Raw genomic sequence first — 17,182 nt, 5'->3', positions numbered from 1 at the left:
GATGCCGCGACCGCTCCGGCACTACGACAGCAGATCGCGCACCAGCGGCGCCACCTTCGTGCCGTACAGCTCGATCGACCGCATCATGCGGGCGTGCGACAGGGTGCCCGTGGAGAACTTCATGTCGAAGCGCTGCGCTCCGAGCGTGCGGACGGTGTCGGTGATCTTGCGCGCGACCGTCTCGGGCGAGCCCACGTAGAGCGCTCCCTCCGGACCGGTGTCGCGCTGGAACCGCATGCGGCTGTAGGGCGGCCAGCCGCGCTCGCGCCCGATCGTGTTGTTCATGGCCTCGAAGCCCTCATAGGCCTCGTCCCACGCCTGCTGGTCGGTCTCGGCGACGTGCCCCGGCGAGTGGATTCCGACCGGCAGCGGCTCTCGGTCGAACGTCGTGAGCGAACGCCGATAGAGGTCCGCGAACGGGCGGAACCGGTCCGCGGGCCCGCCGATGATCGCCAGCATGAGCCCGTAGCCGTACCGCGCGGCGCGTACGACCGACTCGGGAGTGCCGCCGACGCCGACCCATGCTCGCAGTCCGTTCTCCGTCTTGGGGAAGACGTCGGCGTCCTCGAGGGGCGCACGCATGGTTCCCTGCCACGTCACCGGCTTCTCGTCGAGGAGCCGCGAGAAGAGATCGAGCTTCTCGTCGAACAGGGCCTCGTAGTCCCGGAGGTCGTAGCCGAACAGGGGGAACGACTCGATGAACGACCCGCGGCCGAGGATCACCTCGGCGCGGCCGCTGGACACGGCGTCGAGCGTCGCGAATCGCTCATAGACCCGGACAGGATCGTCGCTCGAGAGCACCGTCACGGCGGTGCCGAGGTGGATCCGCTCGGTGCGGGCGGCGGCCGCGGCGAGCACGATCTCGGGGCTCGAGATCGCGAACTCCCGCCGGTGGTGCTCCCCCACCCCGAAGAACGACAGGCCGACCTGGTCGGCGAGCACCGCCTCGTCCACGACGTCGCGGATGGTCTGAGCCGCGGTGCGGAGTTCACCGGACTCGTCCCGGGTGATGTCTCCGAAGGTGTCGAGGCCGAGTTCCACGGCGGCGAGGTCGGTCATGGGAGGTCCTTTCCATGCATGCGCATGAATCGCGCACCGGGTGGAACCGCGGTGCGCGGCACGGCATTCCCGAGTCGACACCGCGGGCGTACCGTGGCGGCATGGCAATCTTCGCCGATCGCGCCCATGCCGGCCGCGAGCTCGCGGAGGCGCTGCGAGCCTGGAGCGGCGAGGACGCCGTCGTGCTCGGCATCCCACGAGGAGGAGTGGTGGTCGCCGCGGAGGTCGCCCGCGCTCTCGGACTGCCGCTCGCCGCAGCCGTCGTCCGCAAGCTCGGCGCGCCGTCGCACGAGGAGTTCGCCGTGGGAGCCGTCGCCGACGACGTGCGGGTCGTCAATGACGACGCCGTCCGGGCAGGCTTCGTCACGAGCGAGCAGCTCGCGTTCGTGGAGGACCTCGAGCGTGTCGAGCTGCGGCGTCGAACAGCGCTGTTCGGGGCATCCGGTGCCGACTTCGCCGGGAAGACCGTGCTCGTCGTGGACGACGGCGTCGCGACCGGCGCGACCGTGACGGCGGCGTGCCTGTCGCTGCGCGCTCACGGTGCGACCCGGATCGTGCTCGCGGTGCCGGTTGCGCCCGCGGACTGGCGGCCGGATCGCGACACCGCGGACGACTACGTCTGCCCTCACCGGGAGCGAGACTTCTGGGCGGTCGGCCAGTATTACGACGACTTCACCCAGACGAGCGACGCGGAGGTCGTGGAACTGCTGTCCCACGACCTCCGCGACGGTCACGTCGAACCGTGACTCAGCGCGACAGCGCCGACCGGAGGGTGTCGAGCCCCACGCCGCCGATGTCGAGGGCGCGCTTGTGGAACTGCTTGATCGAGAAGTCCGCGCCCTCGCGCTCGGCGACCTCGTCGCGCAGCTGCTCCCAGATGCGCTGACCCACCTTGTAGGACGGCGCCTGACCGGGCCAGCCGAGGTAGCGGTTGACCTCGAACTTCACGAACTCGTCCGACATGTTCACGTTGTGGCGCATGAAGTCGAGGGCGAAGTCGGCGTCCCACGTGCCCTTCCCATCCGGCCGGGGCTTCTCGAGGTGCACGCCGATGTCGAGCACGACGCGGGCCGCGCGCATGCGCTGTCCGTCGAGCATTCCCAGGCGGTCGGCCGGGTCGTCGAGGTATCCGAGCTGCTCCATGAGGCGCTCGGCGTACAGCGCCCAGCCCTCGGCGTGACCCGATGTGCCGCCCAGCAGGCGACGGTACGAGTTGAGCTGCGCACGGTTGTACACCGCCTGTGCGATCTGCAGGTGGTGGCCCGGAACGCCCTCGTGGTAGACCGTGGTGAGTTCGCGCCAGGTGTCGAAGTCCTCGACGCCCTCGGGCACCGACCACCACATGCGGCCGGGGCGCGAGAAGTCGTCGGTCGGACCGGTGTAGTAGATCCCCCCCTCCTTGGTGGGGGCGATCATGCACTCCAGCTTGCGGATCGGCTCGGCGATGTCGAAGTGGGTGCGGCCGAGTTCGGCGACCGCCCGGTCGCTCGTCTCCTGCATCCACTTCTGCAGGGCGTCGGTGCCGTACAGCTTGCGGGCCGGGTCCTGCTCGAGGAAGGCGACCGCCTCTTCGACAGACGCGCCCGCCTTGATCTCGTTCGCGATCGACTCCTGCTCGGCGACCATGCGCGCGAGCTCCTCGACACCCCACTCGTAGGTCTCGTCGAGGTCGACGGTCGCGCCGAGGAACCGGCGCGAGTGCACGGCGTACAGCTCGCGTCCGACCGCGTCCTTCTCGGTCGCGGATGCAGCGGCGTCGTCGGCGAGGAATCGCGCCAGTTCGTCGTAGGCGACGCGGGCGGCGTTCGCGCTGTCGGCCAGCTCGCGCGCGAGGGATGCCGGCAGCTGGCCTTCGGCGGGTGCGGCGTCGGCGGCGAACGTGGAGAAGAAGCCGCCGTCCTCGGTGTAGCGGCCGATCTGGGTAGCGACCTCGACCACCTGGCGGCGCGCGGGCACGATGCCCTGGGCGATCCCCTCACGGAGGGTCGTGAGGTACCCGTCGATGGCCTCGGGCACGGCCTTGAGGCGCGTCGCGATGACCGACCAGTCGTCGGGCGTCGCCGTCGGCATGAGGTCGAACGCCGAGCGGATGTCCTGCGCGGGCGAGGCGATCACGTTGATGTCGCGGAGGTACCACTTCTCCGCGTGGAGGTCGATGCCGACCTGGATCTCTCGCGCAAGGTCTTCCTGGGTGACGACGTCGATGTCGTCGACCGGGGTCGCGGCGGCGAGAGCCGCGAGCGTCTTGCGGCCCTCCTCGACGAGACGGTCCTGACCTGCGGGGCTGTAGTCGCCGAACCGGTCGTTGTACTCGGACCGGCCGATGTACGTCGCGAGTGTGGGCTCGAGCTCGGCGAGGGTGTCGACCCATGCATCAGCGATCGTGTCGATCTGCGTGGGTGTGCGTGTTTCGTCAGTCATGCCACCGAGCCTAGGTTTCGCGGCCGCGACGCGCCAACCGGCGGATCAGTGCCCCGCTTCGTTCCAGTCCGGTCCGCGGCCGATCTGCACGTCGAGAGGCACCGAGAGGGCCGCAGCGTCGCCCATCCGCTCGCGCACGATCCGCTCCGCGGCATCCCACTCGCCGGCGGCGACCTCCACCACGAGCTCGTCGTGGATCTGCATCAGCACCCGCGACCGCAGCCCGTGCGTGGCGAAGTCGTCGTGGATGTGGAAGAGCGCGATCTTCATGATGTCAGCCGCGCTCCCCTGGATCGGGGCGTTGAGAGCCGCGCGCTCCGCGTTCTCGCGCAGCACGCGGTTGGGGCTGGCGAGATCGGGGAACGGGCGTCGCCGGCCGAAGATCGTCTCGGTGTACCCGTCGATGCGGGCCTGCTCCACCGAAGATCGCAGGTAGTCCCGGACCGCGCCGAATCGGGCGAAGTACTCCATCATGAGCTGCTTCGCCTCGGTCTGCTCGATGCGCAGCTGCTTCGACAGCCCGAACGCCGACAGGCCGTAGACCAGGCCGTACGACATCGCCTTCACCTTCGTCCGCATGGCGGGCGTGACGTCGGCGGGATCGACGGCGAACACGCGGGCTCCGACGAATCGGTGGAGGTCTTCGCCGGAGTTGAACGCCTCGACGAGGCCCGGGTCTTCCGAGAGATGCGCCATGATGCGCATCTCGATCTGCGAGTAGTCGGCGGTGAGCAGCGTCTCGTAGCCTTCACCGACCTCGAAGGCCGAGCGGATTCGCCGGCTCTCCTCCGTGCGGACAGGGATGTTCTGGAGGTTCGGGTCTGTGCTCGACAGGCGCCCGGTCTGGCTCCCGGTCTGCACGTAGGTGGTGCGGATCCGGCCGTCCGCCGCGATCGCGGTGTCGAGCGACTCGATGATCTGGCGGAGCTTCGTCGCCTCGCGATGCTGGAGCAGCAGGTCGAGGAAGGGGTGGGGGTGGGATTCCTGCAGGTCGGCGAGGACCGCGGCATCCGTCGAGTAGCCCGTCTTGGTCTTGCGTGTCTTGGGAAGCTGCAGCTCGTCGAACAGCACCTCCTGCAGCTGCTTCGGCGACCCGAGGTTGACCTCTCGACCGATGGCAAGGAACGCCTGCTGCGCGATCGCGTCGGCGCGCTCGGCGAGCTCGGCCGAGAACGACGAGAGCTTGTCGTGCGAGACCGCCACGCCCGCGAGCTCCATGTCGGCGAGCGTCAGCAGCGTGGGGAGCTCGATGTCGGTGAGCACGGTCGTCACGCTCTCGGCCAGCTCGCCGCGCAGAGCCGCGGTCACGCGCATCGCGAACCATGACAGCTGGCCGGGCGTGGCGCCCTCCGTCTCGGGAACGAGCTGCGTCGGATCGGCCTCGGGAAGCTTCTCGTCGAGGTAGCGGTCGACGAGGTCGGCGAGCGTCTTGTCGGGGAAGCTCGGGCGCAGGAGCCAGCCGGCCACGATCGCGTCGAATGCGAGTCCGCCGACGCGCTGCCCGGCGCGTCGAAGTGCCTTGACCTGCGGCTTCGCGTCGCTGAACACCTTCGGCGCGTCGGAGGCGAGCCACTCCTCGAGGGCGTCCGCCACGTCGGGCGTCCAGGATGCCTCGGCCGCGGCATCCGCCGTCGCGAAGCCGATCCGCGCGGGAGTGCCGCCCTCGATGACGACCGTGACCCCGACCTCGCCGGGAGCGCCATCGAGCCAGGCGCGCAGGTCGGCGGGCGTCGGCTCGACCGGAACGGGCATCGGGACGGCCGCGGCGGACGTCACCGCTGCCATCTGCTGCTCGATGCCGGCCAGCTCGGCGACGCGCGGGATGAGCGTCTTGAACTCGAGACGGGCGAAGATATCGCGCACGGCCTGGGCGTCCATCGGCTGGACCTCGAGGTCCGCGATCGTCGCGGGCAGCTCGACGTCGGTCATCAGACGGTTGAGCGTGCGGTTGCGCCGCACGTCGTCGAGGTGCTCGCGCAGGTTGCCGCCGACGACACCGGACACCTTGTCGGCGTTCTCGAGCAGCTCGTCGAGGGACCCGAACTGGGTGAGCCACTTGACGGCGGTCTTCTCCCCCACCTTCGGCACGCCGGGCAGGTTGTCGCTCGTCTCGCCGACGAGCGCGGCGATGTCGGGGTACTGCTCGGGCGGGACTCCGTAGCGGTCGATGACCGCCTGCCGGTCGTACCGCTTGAGCTGCGAGACACCCTGCACATTGGGGTACAGCAGCGTGACGTCTTCGGTGACGAGCTGGATGGTGTCGCGGTCGCCCGAGCACACGAGGACGTCGTAGCCCTGCTCGGCGCCCTGCGTCGCGAGGGTCGCCAGGATGTCGTCGGCCTCGATGTCCTCCTTCTGGAGCACGGTGATGCTCATCGCGGCGAGGCAGTCCTGGAGGATGGGGATCTGACCCTTGAACTCGGACGGCGTCTCGGACCGGTTCGCCTTGTACTCCGGGTATTCCCGGGTGCGGAAGGACTGCCGCGAGGTGTCGAAGGCGACCGCCATATGCGTCGGCTTCTCAGCCTTGATCAGGTTGATGAGCATCGCCAGGAAGCCGTAGATCCCGTTGGTGTGCTGCCCGTCCTTCGTCGAGAAATTGTCGACGGGGAGCGCGTAGAACGCCCGATATGCCAGCGAATGGCCGTCCACGACGAGAAGGGTAGGCTTTGCGGAGTCCGTCACCCTGCAAGCCTAGTCAGGGCCGAGGACACCTCCCGGCGCACCCGATCCGAAGGCGAGCGATGATCGAACCGTCCCCTGCAGACGTCACCGGACTCGAGTGGGCGGCGACCCGCGGCATGGGGGCCCTCGCCGAGAAGATGGGGATCGAGTTCACCGAATTCTCGGTGGAGCGCTGCGTCGCGACGATGCCCGTCGAGGGCAACACCCAGCCGGTGGGGCTGCTCCACGGCGGCGCCTACGTCGTGCTCGGCGAGTCGCTCGGGTCCATGGCGGCGAACCTGCACGCCGGCCCCGGCCGCCTCGCCGTGGGCGTCGACATCAACGCGACCCACACCCGCTCGGCCACGTCGGGGACGGTCACCGGCGTCTGCACGCCCGTTCACCTCGGACGCAGCATCACGGTGCACGAGATCGTCGTCACCGACGATCAGGGGCGGCGCTGCTCGACGATCCGCATCACGAACCACGTCAAGGACCTGCCGCAGACATGACGAGAGCGGATGCCTCTTCCGAGGCATCCGCTCCGTCGTGAAGTCTTCAGCCCTTCTTGGGCGCGAGCTGCTCGATGATCGCCTTCGCGACGTCCTGCATGGTGAGGCGACGATCCATCGACGCCTTCTGGATCCAGCGGAAGGCCTCGGGCTCGGACAGGCCCATCTTCTCGTTGAGGAGGCCCTTCGCTCGGTCGACGAGCTTGCGGGTCTCGAAGCGCTCGACCATGTCGGCAACCTCCGCCTCGAGCGTGATGATCTGCTCGTAGCGAGCCAGGGCGATCTCGATCGCCGGCAGGAGGTCGTTGGGGGTGAACGGCTTCACCACGTAGGCCAGCGCACCGGCCTCGCTCGCGCGCTCGACGAGCTCCTTCTGGCTGAACGCCGTCAGGAGGACCACGGGCGCGATGTGGTTCTTGCTGAGCTTCTCGGCGGCGGAGATGCCGTCGAGGATCGGCATCTTCACGTCCATGATCACCAGGTCGGGACGAAGATCGGTGGCGAGCTGCACGGCTGTCTCACCGTCACCCGCCTCGCCGACGACGTCGAAGCCGTTGTCGCGGAGGATCTCGACGATGTCGAGTCGGATCAGCGACTCATCCTCCGCCACCACGACACGACGGGGGGTGGAGGCCTGTGCTCCGGGGGTCAGCTCCTGCTCAGTCACCTTTGAATCCTACGGTATGGTCAATCGCGGACGCGCGGCATGGCCGCGCGGGCCGGTGTGGCGGAATGGCAGACGCGACCGACTCAAACTCGGTTGCCCGCGAGGGCGTGTGGGTTCGACTCCCACCACCGGCACCGTGGACGGCGCCGGCGGCGGCCCTCCCGTGCCTCCTGCGGCGGATGCCTCCGCCTCAGAGGCGGTCGGCGACGGTCGCGGCGACCGTCAGCCAGGCGTCACGAGTCTCCGGCGACAGCGCGTCGAAGTCGATGGGCCCGCCGTCGACGAGCGACGGGTCGAACGGGGCGATGACCACCCCCGACGTCACCTGCTGGAAGTGCCGCGACAGCCGGGCCTCGAGGCGCCGGTCCGGGCGCGACGACGGCGCCGTCAGCACCGTGACGGCCGTGTCGACCTTGTCGCCGAAGCCCTTCTCGCGCAGCCCGTCCAGCAGCCAGGCGGCGCTGGCGGCGGTGTCCTCCCTCACGGTGGAGACGATGACGAGCTGATCGGCGGCGGCGACGGCAGCAACCCAGTTGGAGGCGCGCATGTTGTTGCCGGTGTCGACGATCATCAGGCGGTAGTAACGGCGCAGCAGGGAGTGGAGGCGATCGAACGCCGCGGCGTCGATCGTGGAGGAGGCGGCGGCGTCCTCATCCGACGCGAGCACGTCGAACCGGGCATCGACCTGCGTGCGCACGTAGGTGTCGAGTGCGGCCAGACCCGACCCGTCGGCGTTCGAAAAGCGGTCGAGGTCTTCGAGGAGGTCGACGGCCGTCCGGTGATGGGGAGCGTTCTGCGCACGCCAGCCGAGCGTTCCGCGTGTCTCGTTGTTGTCCCACGCCAGGGTGGCGCCGCCACGCAGGGTGCCGAATGTCGCCGCGAGCAGGAGCGTGCTCGTGGTCTTGTGCGCTCCGCCCTTCGGATTCAGCACGACGATCGTGCGGGGCGCGTCCAGCCGCCGCTGGACCCGCTTCTCGCGATCGAGACGCGACCGCTCGGCGCGTCCGGGAGCCGGTGAGATCGCGCCGCCGGTCGCGCGGCGCACGGCGCTCTGCCAGCCCGACATCGCCCGAGGACGGTCGCCGTCGCTGCGCGAGTCGAGCAGATCCTGCACGGTCGGCTTCCCGGTCCCCCGCGCGGCGGGTGCCGCGCTCCGGGTCGGTGCGGAAGCGGCGGGCACGGGCTTCGTCGTCGGGACGGATGCCGCGGCCACCGGCGCGGCAGCGGATACCGCCGGCGCGACGGGTGGTGCGGGCTCGAGCGATTCGGCGTAGGTCCCGTCGGGGTTCACGACCAGCGGCCACCGCGAGGAGCCCTCGACCAGCATCGCGTGGGCCGGCTCCCCCGCAGACGCCGCCAGCAGGCGGATCTCCTCGACGACCCTGTCGCGCAGCGCCCTGCTGTCGGCCGCCACGACCTCTTCCACCTCGGTGCCGACATGGAGTTCCGCGACCGTGCTCGACAGGATGTGCACGGTGGCTTCAGGCATGCGAGCGGTCATCGGGTTCTCCTCCAGAGGGCGAGGTGCAGTGGCCGGCGCCGGCGCATCCGTCGTGGACGCTCCTCGCGAGCGCCGCATCTACGTTAACCGACGGCACCGGCCCGCCAGCCCAGCCATGCCGCGGCGGGTGCGTCCGAGCGCGACTGCGCGGTACGCGCAGAAGAGCGGATGCCTCGGCTGTGGGCCCACGCGCCCCGAGGCTCCGCGCAGCGCGAAGCGGTTCGTGGAGAGGGCGTGGGGAGCATCCGCTCTTCTGCCGCCCTGTCGGCTAGGCGCCGAAGTACTGGTTGCCGAGAGCCTTGCTCTTGAGCGCATCGAACTCGCCCTGCGAGATCGTCCCCGCGTCGAGCAGCGCCTTGGCCTTCGCGATGTCTTCGGCGGGGCTGGCGGACGCGGACGGCTTGTAGTCGTCGGCCTCCGGCACGCCTGCGTACCGGGCACGCGCGCGCTCGGCCATCCCGGAGCCGCGCGCGATGACGTACACCAGCGCAGTGAGGAACGGTACGAAGACGAGCGCGATGATCCAGATGGCCTTGAGCCAGCCGTTCAGCTTCTCGTCACGGAACAGGTCGGTGATGATCAGGATGACCACGTAGATGTAGGCCGTGAAATAGAAGATCCACAGCAGCCACCAGAAGAAGTCCATGCGAGGTACCCCCGAGTCGGAGAAAAGAGAACGGTCGCGCTCAGCATAGTGAGCGCGACCGTTCTCTCGGTCGAGTACGGCTTACAACTCGCCGGACTTGTAGATGGGCGCCTTGCCGTGGACGGCGTCGCCGATCTTGTGGATGCGGATGTCGTTGGTCGAGCCGATGATTCCGGGAGGGGAACCCGAGATCACGACGACCTTGTCGCCGACCTTCGCGAGGTCGTTGGCGAGGAAGTAGTCGTCGACCTGGATGAACATGCGGTCGGTGTGCGCGACGTGCTCGACGAGGTGCGACTGAACGCCCCACGTGAGGGCCATGCGGCGACGGATCGCCGGCTCGGGAGTGAAGCCGATCATGGGGATGCGCGGACGCAGGCGCGACATGCGACGGGCGGTGTCGCCGGACTCGGTGAAGATGCAGAGGAACTTCGCGTCGACGAACTCCGCGACCTCGAGCGCTGCGAGGGTGATCGCGCCACCCTGGGTGCGGGGCTTCGTGTTGAGCGGCTGGATGCGCTCCAGTCCGTGCTCCTCGGTCGAGTCGACGATGCGCGCCATCGTCTCGACCACGCCGACCGGGTACTTGCCCACGCTGGTCTCGCCCGAGAGCATGACCGCGTCGGCGCCGTCGAGGACGGCGTTGGCGACGTCGCTCGTCTCGGCGCGCGTGGGGACCGGGTTCTCGATCATCGACTCGAGCATCTGCGTCGCGACGATGACGGGCTTGGCCATGCGGCGGCACAGCTCGACCGCGCGCTTCTGCACGATCGGCACGGCCTCGAGCGGAAGCTCGACGCCGAGGTCGCCACGGGCGACCATGATGCCGTCGAAGGCGTCGATGATCTCCTCGAGGTTGTCGACGGCCTGAGGCTTCTCGATCTTCGCGATGACGGGGATGTGACGCCCCTCCTCGGCCATGATCACGTGGACGCGCTGGACATCCTTCGCGCTGCGGACGAACGAGAGGGCGATGATGTCGGCGCCGGCGCGGAGGCCCCAGCGGAGGTCGGCCTCGTCCTTGTCGGACAGCGCGGGCACGTTGACCGCGACGCCGGGCAGGTTGATGCCCTTGTTGTTCGACACCGGCCCGCCGACGATGACCTTCGTGGTGACGACGGTGCCGTCGGTCTCGACGACCTCGACGCGCACCTTGCCGTCGTCGATCAGGAGGAAGTCGCCCGGCTTGACGTCCTGCGGAAGGCCCTTGAAGGTCGTCGAGACGATCTCCTTCGTGCCGAGGATGTCGTCGACGGTGATCTTGAAGATGTCGCCGACAGCGAGATCATGGGGTCCGTTCTCGAACTTTCCGAGTCGGATCTTCGGCCCCTGGAGGTCGACGAGGACGGCGACGGGCTTGCCCGCGTCGTCGGCTGCCTTGCGCACGTTGGCGAAGTTGTTGTCGTGGACCGAGTAGTCGCCGTGGCTCAGATTGAACCGGGCGACGTCCACGCCGGCCTCGATGATCGCGCGGACGCTCTCATAGGTCGACGTGGCGGGGCCAAGGGTTGCGACGATTTTGGCGCGTCTCATCCGTGTGTGTTCTCCGGGTGGTTTTCGAGGGCGAAATGCCGTGGCCAGCCTACGCGGGCTGCAGGCCGATCGCGACATCGGTGGGGCGGACGGGGGCGGGCAGTTGCGTCTCCCCCATGAGGTAGGCATCGACGCTCGCGGCGGCCGCACGGCCCTCCGCGATCGCCCACACGATCAGGGACTGCCCGCGACCGGCGTCGCCGGCGACGAACACGCCGGGGGCGGTGGTCTGGTAGTCGTCCTCGCGGCGAACGTTGCCGCGGTCGGTGAACTGGGCGCCGAGCTGCTCCTCGAGCGACGCGCGCTCGGGGCCGGTGAAGCCCATCGCGATGAGGACGAGGTCGGCGGGGATCTCGCGCTCGGTACCGCTCTTGGGCACGCGGCGGCCGTCCACGAACTCCGTCTCGGCCACGCGAAGGGCTCGCACCTCGCCCGCGTCATTCGCGAGGAACTCGACCGTCGAGGCGAGGTAGGAGCGTTCGCCGCCCTCCTCGTGCGCCGAGGAGACCTCGAACACGGTCGGCGACATCGGCCACGGCTGGTGTTCGGGGCGCTCGCCCGGAGGACGGCGACCGATCGCGAGGTTCGTGACGCTCAGCGCACCGTGACGGTGGGCGGTGCCGATGCAGTCCGCGCCGGTGTCGCCACCGCCGATCACCACGACGTGCTTGCCCTCCGCCGTGATCTGGTTGGGCACGGCGTCGCCGGCCGTCGCCTTGTTCGACTCGATCAGGTACTCCATGGCGAAGTGCACGCCGGCCAGGTCGCGCCCGGGGATCGCGAGCTCGCGCGGCAGGGTCGCTCCCGTCGCGATGACCACCGCGTCGTAGCGCGCGCGAAGGTCGCTCCACGAGATGTCCTTGCCGATCTCGACCCCGGCGCGGAAGCGGGTGCCCTCATCGCGCATCTGGCGAAGACGCGACTCGAGGTGCTTCTTCTCCATCTTGAAGTCCGGGATGCCGTAGCGGAGGAGGCCGCCGATGCGGTCGTCGCGCTCGAAGACCGCCACGGTGTGGCCGGCGCGGGTCAGCTGCTGCGCGGCGGCCAGGCCCGCAGGGCCTGAGCCGACCACGGCGACCGTCTTGCCGGTCAGGCGTCCTGGCGGCTCGGCTTCGACCCAGCCGTTCGCGAACGCCTCGTCGATGATCGAGACCTCGATCTGCTTGATCGTGACTGCCGGCTGGTTGATCCCCAGCACGCACGAGCTCTCGCACGGTGCCGGGCACAGGCGTCCGGTGAACTCGGGGAAGTTGTTCGTCGAGTGAAGCCGCTCGATCGCGGAGCGACCCTCGCCGCGCCATGTCAGGTCGTTCCACTCGGGGATCAGGTTGCCCAGCGGGCACCCCTTGTGACAGAACGGGACGCCGCAGTCCATGCAGCGCCCGGCCTGCCGGCGCAGCACGGCGGTGTCGCCCGGCTCATAGACCTCTTTCCAGTCCATGATGCGCACCGGCACGGGCCGCCGCGGCGGCAGCTCGCGCTCGGTGACCTTCAGAAAGCCTTTCGGGTCAGCCACCCGTCACCTCCAGGATGCGGTTCCAGACGACGTCGCCGTCGGGGTCGAGCCCCTCGGCCACGGCGTTCTGACGTGTCTGCAGCACCGCGGCGTAGTCGCGGGGCAGGACGCGGACGAAGTTCTCGAGCTCTGCCTCGAAGTCGGCGAGCATCGCCGCGGCCAGAGTCGAGTCGGTCTCTGCGACGTGCTGCTCGAGCAGGTCGCGCAGGATCTCGGCGTCGCCGGACCCCAGTTCGCCGAGCTCGAGCTCTCCGGCGGCCAGGGCCTCGCGGTTGACGAGCTTGCGGTCGAGGCGGTACACGTAGGCGGTGCCACCGGACATGCCGGCACCGAGGTTGCGGCCGGTCGAGCCGAGGATGACCGCCAGGCCGCCCGTCATGTATTCGAGCGCGTGGTCGCCCACGCCTTCGACGACGGCGGTCGCACCGGAGTTGCGCACGAAGAACCGCTCCCCCACGACGCCGCGCAGGAACAGCGTCCCCTGCGTCGCGCCGTACCCGATCACGTTGCCGGCGATGACGTTCTGCGAGGCGTCGAAGGTCGCGTCGCGGGGCGGGCGCACCACGATCTGTCCTCCGGACAGGCCCTTGCCGACGTAGTCGTTCGAGTCGCCCTCGAGGCGGAGGGTGATGCCGGCCGGCATGAACGCCCCGAACGACTGGCCCGCCGAGCCGGTGAGGTTGACCACGATGCTTCCCGACGGAAGGCCGTTCTCGCCCCGCGCGCGGGTGACGTGGTGGCCCAGGAGCGTGCCGACGGCGCGCTCGGTGTTGCGGATGGGGAGATCGACGGTCAGGGCGCCGCCGTTCACGATCACGTCCTGTGCGAGCTCGATGAGCGGCACATCGAAGTGCTGCTCGAGCTCGTGGTTCTGGCCGGTGAAGTTGCGGCGCGGCTCGTCGTCGGCGAACGAAGGGCCTTCGAGCACGGGCGCGAGGTTCAGCCCGCTCGCCTTCCAGTGCTCGACGGCGCCATCGACATCGAGGAGCTCGCTGTGGCCGATCGCCTCGTCGAGCGAGCGGAAGCCGAGCTCGGAGAGGTACTCGCGCACCTCTTGGGCGATGAACTCCATGAAGTTGACGACGAACTCGGGCTTGCCGTTGAAGCGCTGACGCAGCACGGGGTTCTGGGTTGCCACGCCCACCGGGCACGTGTCGAGGTGGCAGACCCGCATCATGATGCAGCCCGAGACGACGAGCGGCGCCGTGGCGAAGCCGAACTCCTCTGCGCCGAGCAGCGCGCCGATGATGACGTCGCGGCCGGTCTTGAGCTGGCCGTCCACCTGCACCACGACGCGGTCGCGCATGCCGTTGAGCATCAGCGTCTGCTGCGTCTCGGCGAGGCCGAGCTCCCACGGCGTGCCCGCGTGCTTGAGGGAGTTGAGCGGGCTCGCGCCGGTGCCGCCGTCGTGACCCGACACCAGGATGACGTCGGCCAGGGCCTTGGCCGTGCCGGCCGCGACCGCGCCGATGCCGGACTGGCTCACGAGCTTGACGTGCACTCGGGCGGACGGATTGGCGCGCTTGAGGTCGAAGATCAGCTGCTTGAGGTCCTCGATCGAGTAGATGTCGTGGTGCGGCGGCGGCGAGATGAGGCCGACGCCCGCGGTCGCGTGGCGCGTCCGCGCGACCCACGGATACACCTTCGTGGGAGGCAGCTGACCCCCCTCGCCCGGCTTGGCGCCCTGGGCGAGCTTGATCTGGATGTCCTCGGCCTCGGTGAGGTAGAGGCTCGTCACGCCGAACCGGCCGGAGGCGACCTGCTTGATCGCGCTGCGCCGCTCCGGGTCGAGCAGGCGGTCGACGTCTTCACCGCCTTCGCCGGTGTTGGACTTGCCCCCGAGACGGTTCATCGCGATCGCGAGAGTCTCGTGGGCTTCCTTGGAGATCGAGCCGTAGCTCATCGCGCCGGTGGAGAACCGCTTGACGATCGACGACACCGACTCGACCTCGTCGATCGGCACGGGGTGACGGCCCTCGGTCTTGAGCTTGAACAGACCGCGGAGCGTCTTCAGCTCGTTCGCCTGGTCGTCGACGAGCTTCGTGTACTCGCGGAAGATGTCGTACCGGCGCGTGCGTGTCGCGTGCTGGAGACGGAACACGGTGTCGGGGTTGAACAGGTGCGGCGATCCGTCGCGGCGCCACTGGTACTCGCCGCCGGTCCACAGCCGCTCGTGCGCGCGCACCGCGGCGTCCTCCGGATAGGCGTAGGCGTGACGCGCGGAGTTCTCGGCGGCGATCACGTCGATCCCGATGCCGCCGAGCTTGGACTCGGTGCCGGTGAAGTACTTCGCGACGAGGTCCTCCGACAGCCCGACGGCCTCGAAGACCTGGGCGCCCGCGTAGGACGACACCGTGGAGATTCCCATCTTCGACATGATCTTAAGGACGCCCTTGCCGAGCGCGTAGATCAGGTTCCTGACGGCCTTCTCCGGGGTGATGCCCGTGATGTACCCCGCACGGACGAGATACTCGACCGTCTCCATCGCGAGATACGGGTTGACCGCGGATGCCCCGTACCCGATGAGCGTCGCGACGTGGTGCACCTCGCGCACGTCGCCGGCCTCGACCACGAGACCGCACTTCATGCGGGTCTCCTTGCGGATGAGGTGGTGGTGCACGGCGGCGAGCATCAGCAGCGACGGGATGGGCGCGAGATCCTTGTTGGAGTCGCGGTCGGACAGCACGATGAACTCGGCGCCGTCCTCGATCGCCTGGTCGACCTCGTCGCACATCTGGGCGAGACGCTTCTGCATGCCCTTGTGGCCGGCCTCGACGCGGTAGAGGCCGCGGATCGTGACCGACGTGCGACCCGGGAGCGCCGTGTCGATGTGCTGGATCTTCGCCAGTTCGTCGTTGTCGATCACGGGGAAGTCGAGCGTCACGACGCGCGTGTGGTCGGCACCCCACTCGAGGAGGTTGCGCTCCGGGCCGAGGCCCAGCGACAGCGACGTGACGACCTCTTCTCGGATCGAGTCCAGCGGCGGGTTCGTCACCTGCGCGAACTGCTGCGTGAAGTAGTCGAAGAGCAGGCGCGGGCGCTCGCTGAGCACGGCGACGGGAGTGTCGCTGCCCATGGCGCCGAGCGGCTCCGCGCCGTTCTGGCCCATCGGGGTGAGGAGGATCCGCACCTCTTCCTCGGTGTAGCCGAACGTGCGCTGGCGACGGGTGATCGAGGCGATCGGGTGCACGATGTGCTCGCGTTCGGGGAGGTCGGCGAGGCGCACGCGGCCCGCGTCCAGCCAGTCCTGCCAGGGCTCGAGATCGGCGAGCTGGCTCTTGATCTCATCGTCCTCGACGATGCGGCCCTGAGCCGTGTCGACCAGGAACATGCGTCCGGGGCGCAGCCGACCGCGGCGCTTGATGCGCTCGGGCTCGAAGTCGAGCACACCGGTCTCGCTGCCGATCACGACGAGGCCGTCGGTCGTCTCGGTCCAGCGCCCGGGGCGCAGCCCGTTGCGGTCGAGGGTGGCGCCGACGAGCGTGCCGTCCGTGAAGATGAGGGCGGCCGGGCCGTCCCAGGGCTCCATCTGCATGGAGTGGAACTCGTAGAACGACCGCAGCTTCGGGTCGATGTCCGCCTGCTTCTCGTAGGCCTCGGGGACCATCATCATGATGGCGTGCGGCAGGCTCCGGCCGGTGAGGGTCAGGAGCTCGAGGACCTCGTCGAACGACGCGGAGTCGCTCGCGCCCTCGGTGCAGATCGGCAGCAGCGGGCGGATGTCGCCGAGCAGCTCGGACTCCAGCTGCGACTGACGGGCGCGCATCCAGTTGCGGTTGCCGTTGACCGTGTTGATCTCGCCGTTGTGCGCGAGCATCCGCAGCGGCTGTGCGAGCGGCCACGACGGGAAGGTGTTGGTCGAGTACCGCGAGTGCACGACGGCGAGCTCGGAGGCGAAGCGCTCGTCCTGGAGGTCGGGATAGAACGGCTCGAGCTGGAGCGTGGTGACCATGCCCTTATAGCCGAGGGTGCGCGCGGACAGCGAGACGAAGTAGGCGTCGAGCTCCGTGCGCGCCCGCTTGCGCAGACGGAAGGTGCGGCGGTCGAGCGCGATACCCGAGAGCGCGGGCGTCCCGCCGGTGCCGGGGTGCGACACGAAGATCTGCTCGAACACGGGGCGGGCGGCGAAGGCCAGCTTGCCCAGGTTGTCGTCGGCGGTGGGGACCTCGCGCCATCCGAGCACCTTGAGGTTCTCGGATGCCGCGATCCGCTCGATCCCCGCCTTCTGGGCCGCTCGTGCCTCGTCGTCGCGCGGAAGGAAGACCATTCCCGCTGCGTACTCCCCCACGACCGGGAGCGTGAAGTCGACCACGGCGCGCAGGAACGCGTCGGGCATCTGCGTGAGGATGCCCGCGCCGTCGCCCGTGCCGGCGTCCGAGCCGATCGCACCGCGGTGCTCGAGGTTCCGCAGCGCCGTCAGCGCCAGGTCGATGATGTCGTGGCCGGCCTCGCCGCGGAGCGTGGCGACCATGGCCAGACCGCAGGCGTCCTTCTCGAAGGCAGGGTTGTACATGCCCTGCTTCGCCGGGAAGCCGTTCAGGTCGTTCTTCGGGGTGCGCGTCTGCGGGGAGACGTCGCGACGGGGGCTCGAAGCCATACCTACCGTCCTCACGTTGATGCTCAAGATGGGACGACGTCGGCCCTGTGCTAGTCGAACTGCATG

The 17,182-nt window shown here is 69.2% G+C and carries 11 protein-coding genes and 1 tRNA gene; 3 read left to right on the top strand and 9 right to left on the bottom strand.

Annotation, left to right across the window (positions count from 1 at the left end; all coding sequences use genetic code 11):
* Positions 1-21: 21 nt before the first annotated feature.
* The gene (locus tag EER34_RS12215) at positions 22-1,059 is read right to left on the bottom strand and encodes an LLM class flavin-dependent oxidoreductase (RefSeq protein ID WP_127475183.1); all 1,038 of its coding nucleotides are present in this window, start codon (positions 1,057-1,059) and stop codon (positions 22-24) included.
* Between the two features lie 101 nt (positions 1,060-1,160).
* On the opposite strand from EER34_RS12215, the gene EER34_RS12210 reads away from it, so the two are divergent.
* Complete coding sequence (locus EER34_RS12210) at positions 1,161-1,805, top strand: phosphoribosyltransferase (protein WP_127475182.1); 645 nt, start codon at positions 1,161-1,163, stop codon at positions 1,803-1,805.
* 1 nt (position 1,806) lies between these two features.
* Here EER34_RS12210 and EER34_RS12205 read toward each other — a convergent pair whose 3' ends face one another.
* On the bottom strand, positions 1,807-3,480 hold the full coding sequence (locus EER34_RS12205) for a DUF885 domain-containing protein (RefSeq protein WP_127475180.1): 1,674 nt from the start codon (positions 3,478-3,480) through the stop codon (positions 1,807-1,809).
* Positions 3,481-3,525: 45 nt separating this feature from the next.
* Entirely contained in the window at positions 3,526-6,165 is a 2,640-nt protein-coding gene (polA, locus tag EER34_RS12200) for a DNA polymerase I (protein ID WP_127475178.1), read from the bottom strand.
* A 59-nt stretch (positions 6,166-6,224) separates the two neighbouring features.
* Here polA and EER34_RS12195 point away from each other — a divergent pair, with 59 nt between their 5' ends.
* Entirely contained in the window at positions 6,225-6,656 is a 432-nt protein-coding gene (locus EER34_RS12195) for a hotdog fold thioesterase (protein ID WP_127475176.1), read from the top strand.
* A 46-nt stretch (positions 6,657-6,702) separates the two neighbouring features.
* Here the strand turns inward: EER34_RS12195 and EER34_RS12190 are convergent, their stop codons facing one another.
* Complete coding sequence (locus EER34_RS12190) at positions 6,703-7,323, bottom strand: ANTAR domain-containing response regulator (RefSeq protein ID WP_127475174.1); 621 nt, start codon at positions 7,321-7,323, stop codon at positions 6,703-6,705.
* Between the two features lie 51 nt (positions 7,324-7,374).
* Between EER34_RS12190 and EER34_RS12185 the strand changes: the two genes are divergently transcribed.
* A tRNA-Leu gene (locus EER34_RS12185) sits at positions 7,375-7,457 on the top strand.
* Between the two features lie 56 nt (positions 7,458-7,513).
* Here the strand turns inward: EER34_RS12185 and EER34_RS12180 are convergent.
* From EER34_RS12180 to gltB, 5 genes are all read right to left on the bottom strand, one after another.
* Complete coding sequence (locus EER34_RS12180) at positions 7,514-8,824, bottom strand: chromosome partitioning protein (protein WP_127475172.1); 1,311 nt, start codon at positions 8,822-8,824, stop codon at positions 7,514-7,516.
* A 268-nt stretch (positions 8,825-9,092) separates the two neighbouring features.
* Positions 9,093-9,470 carry an SHOCT domain-containing protein gene (locus EER34_RS12175; RefSeq protein WP_127475170.1) on the bottom strand — a complete coding sequence of 126 codons (378 nt, stop codon included), beginning with the start codon at positions 9,468-9,470 and terminating at the stop codon, positions 9,093-9,095.
* Positions 9,471-9,551: 81 nt separating this feature from the next.
* A complete protein-coding gene (pyk, locus tag EER34_RS12170; protein WP_127475169.1) occupies positions 9,552-11,003 on the bottom strand; it encodes a pyruvate kinase in 1,452 nt (483 codons plus the stop codon).
* A 49-nt stretch (positions 11,004-11,052) separates the two neighbouring features.
* Positions 11,053-12,519 carry a glutamate synthase subunit beta gene (locus EER34_RS12165; protein ID WP_127475167.1) on the bottom strand — a complete coding sequence of 489 codons (1,467 nt, stop codon included), beginning with the start codon at positions 12,517-12,519 and terminating at the stop codon, positions 11,053-11,055.
* Entirely contained in the window at positions 12,512-17,116 is a 4,605-nt protein-coding gene (gltB, locus tag EER34_RS12160; protein WP_127475166.1) for a glutamate synthase large subunit, read from the bottom strand. Before gltB ends, EER34_RS12165 begins: the two co-directional genes overlap by 8 nt.
* Positions 17,117-17,182: the final 66 nt, after the last annotated feature.

Source organism: Microbacterium sulfonylureivorans (assembly GCF_003999995.1).
GTDB classification, from domain to species: domain Bacteria; phylum Actinomycetota; class Actinomycetes; order Actinomycetales; family Microbacteriaceae; genus Microbacterium; species Microbacterium sulfonylureivorans.
The sequence above is the reverse complement of the archived record's forward strand: the minus strand, read 5'-3'. Positions and strand labels throughout refer to the sequence as shown.

Excerpts from the sequence above, each read along its gene's own strand:
- EER34_RS12210 (WP_127475182.1), top strand. The coding sequence starts at position 1,161 with ATGGCAATCTTCGCCGATCGCGCCCATGCCGGCCGCGAGCTCGCGGAG.
- gltB (WP_127475166.1), bottom strand. The coding sequence starts at position 17,116 with ATGGCTTCGAGCCCCCGTCGCGACGTCTCCCCGCAGACGCGCACCCCG.
- pyk (WP_127475169.1), bottom strand. The coding sequence starts at position 11,003 with ATGAGACGCGCCAAAATCGTCGCAACCCTTGGCCCCGCCACGTCGACC.
- EER34_RS12205 (WP_127475180.1), bottom strand. The coding sequence starts at position 3,480 with ATGACTGACGAAACACGCACACCCACGCAGATCGACACGATCGCTGAT.
- EER34_RS12195 (WP_127475176.1), top strand. The coding sequence starts at position 6,225 with ATGATCGAACCGTCCCCTGCAGACGTCACCGGACTCGAGTGGGCGGCG.
- EER34_RS12180 (WP_127475172.1), bottom strand. The coding sequence starts at position 8,824 with ATGACCGCTCGCATGCCTGAAGCCACCGTGCACATCCTGTCGAGCACG.
- EER34_RS12215 (WP_127475183.1), bottom strand. The coding sequence starts at position 1,059 with ATGACCGACCTCGCCGCCGTGGAACTCGGCCTCGACACCTTCGGAGAC.
- EER34_RS12175 (WP_127475170.1), bottom strand. The coding sequence starts at position 9,470 with ATGGACTTCTTCTGGTGGCTGCTGTGGATCTTCTATTTCACGGCCTAC.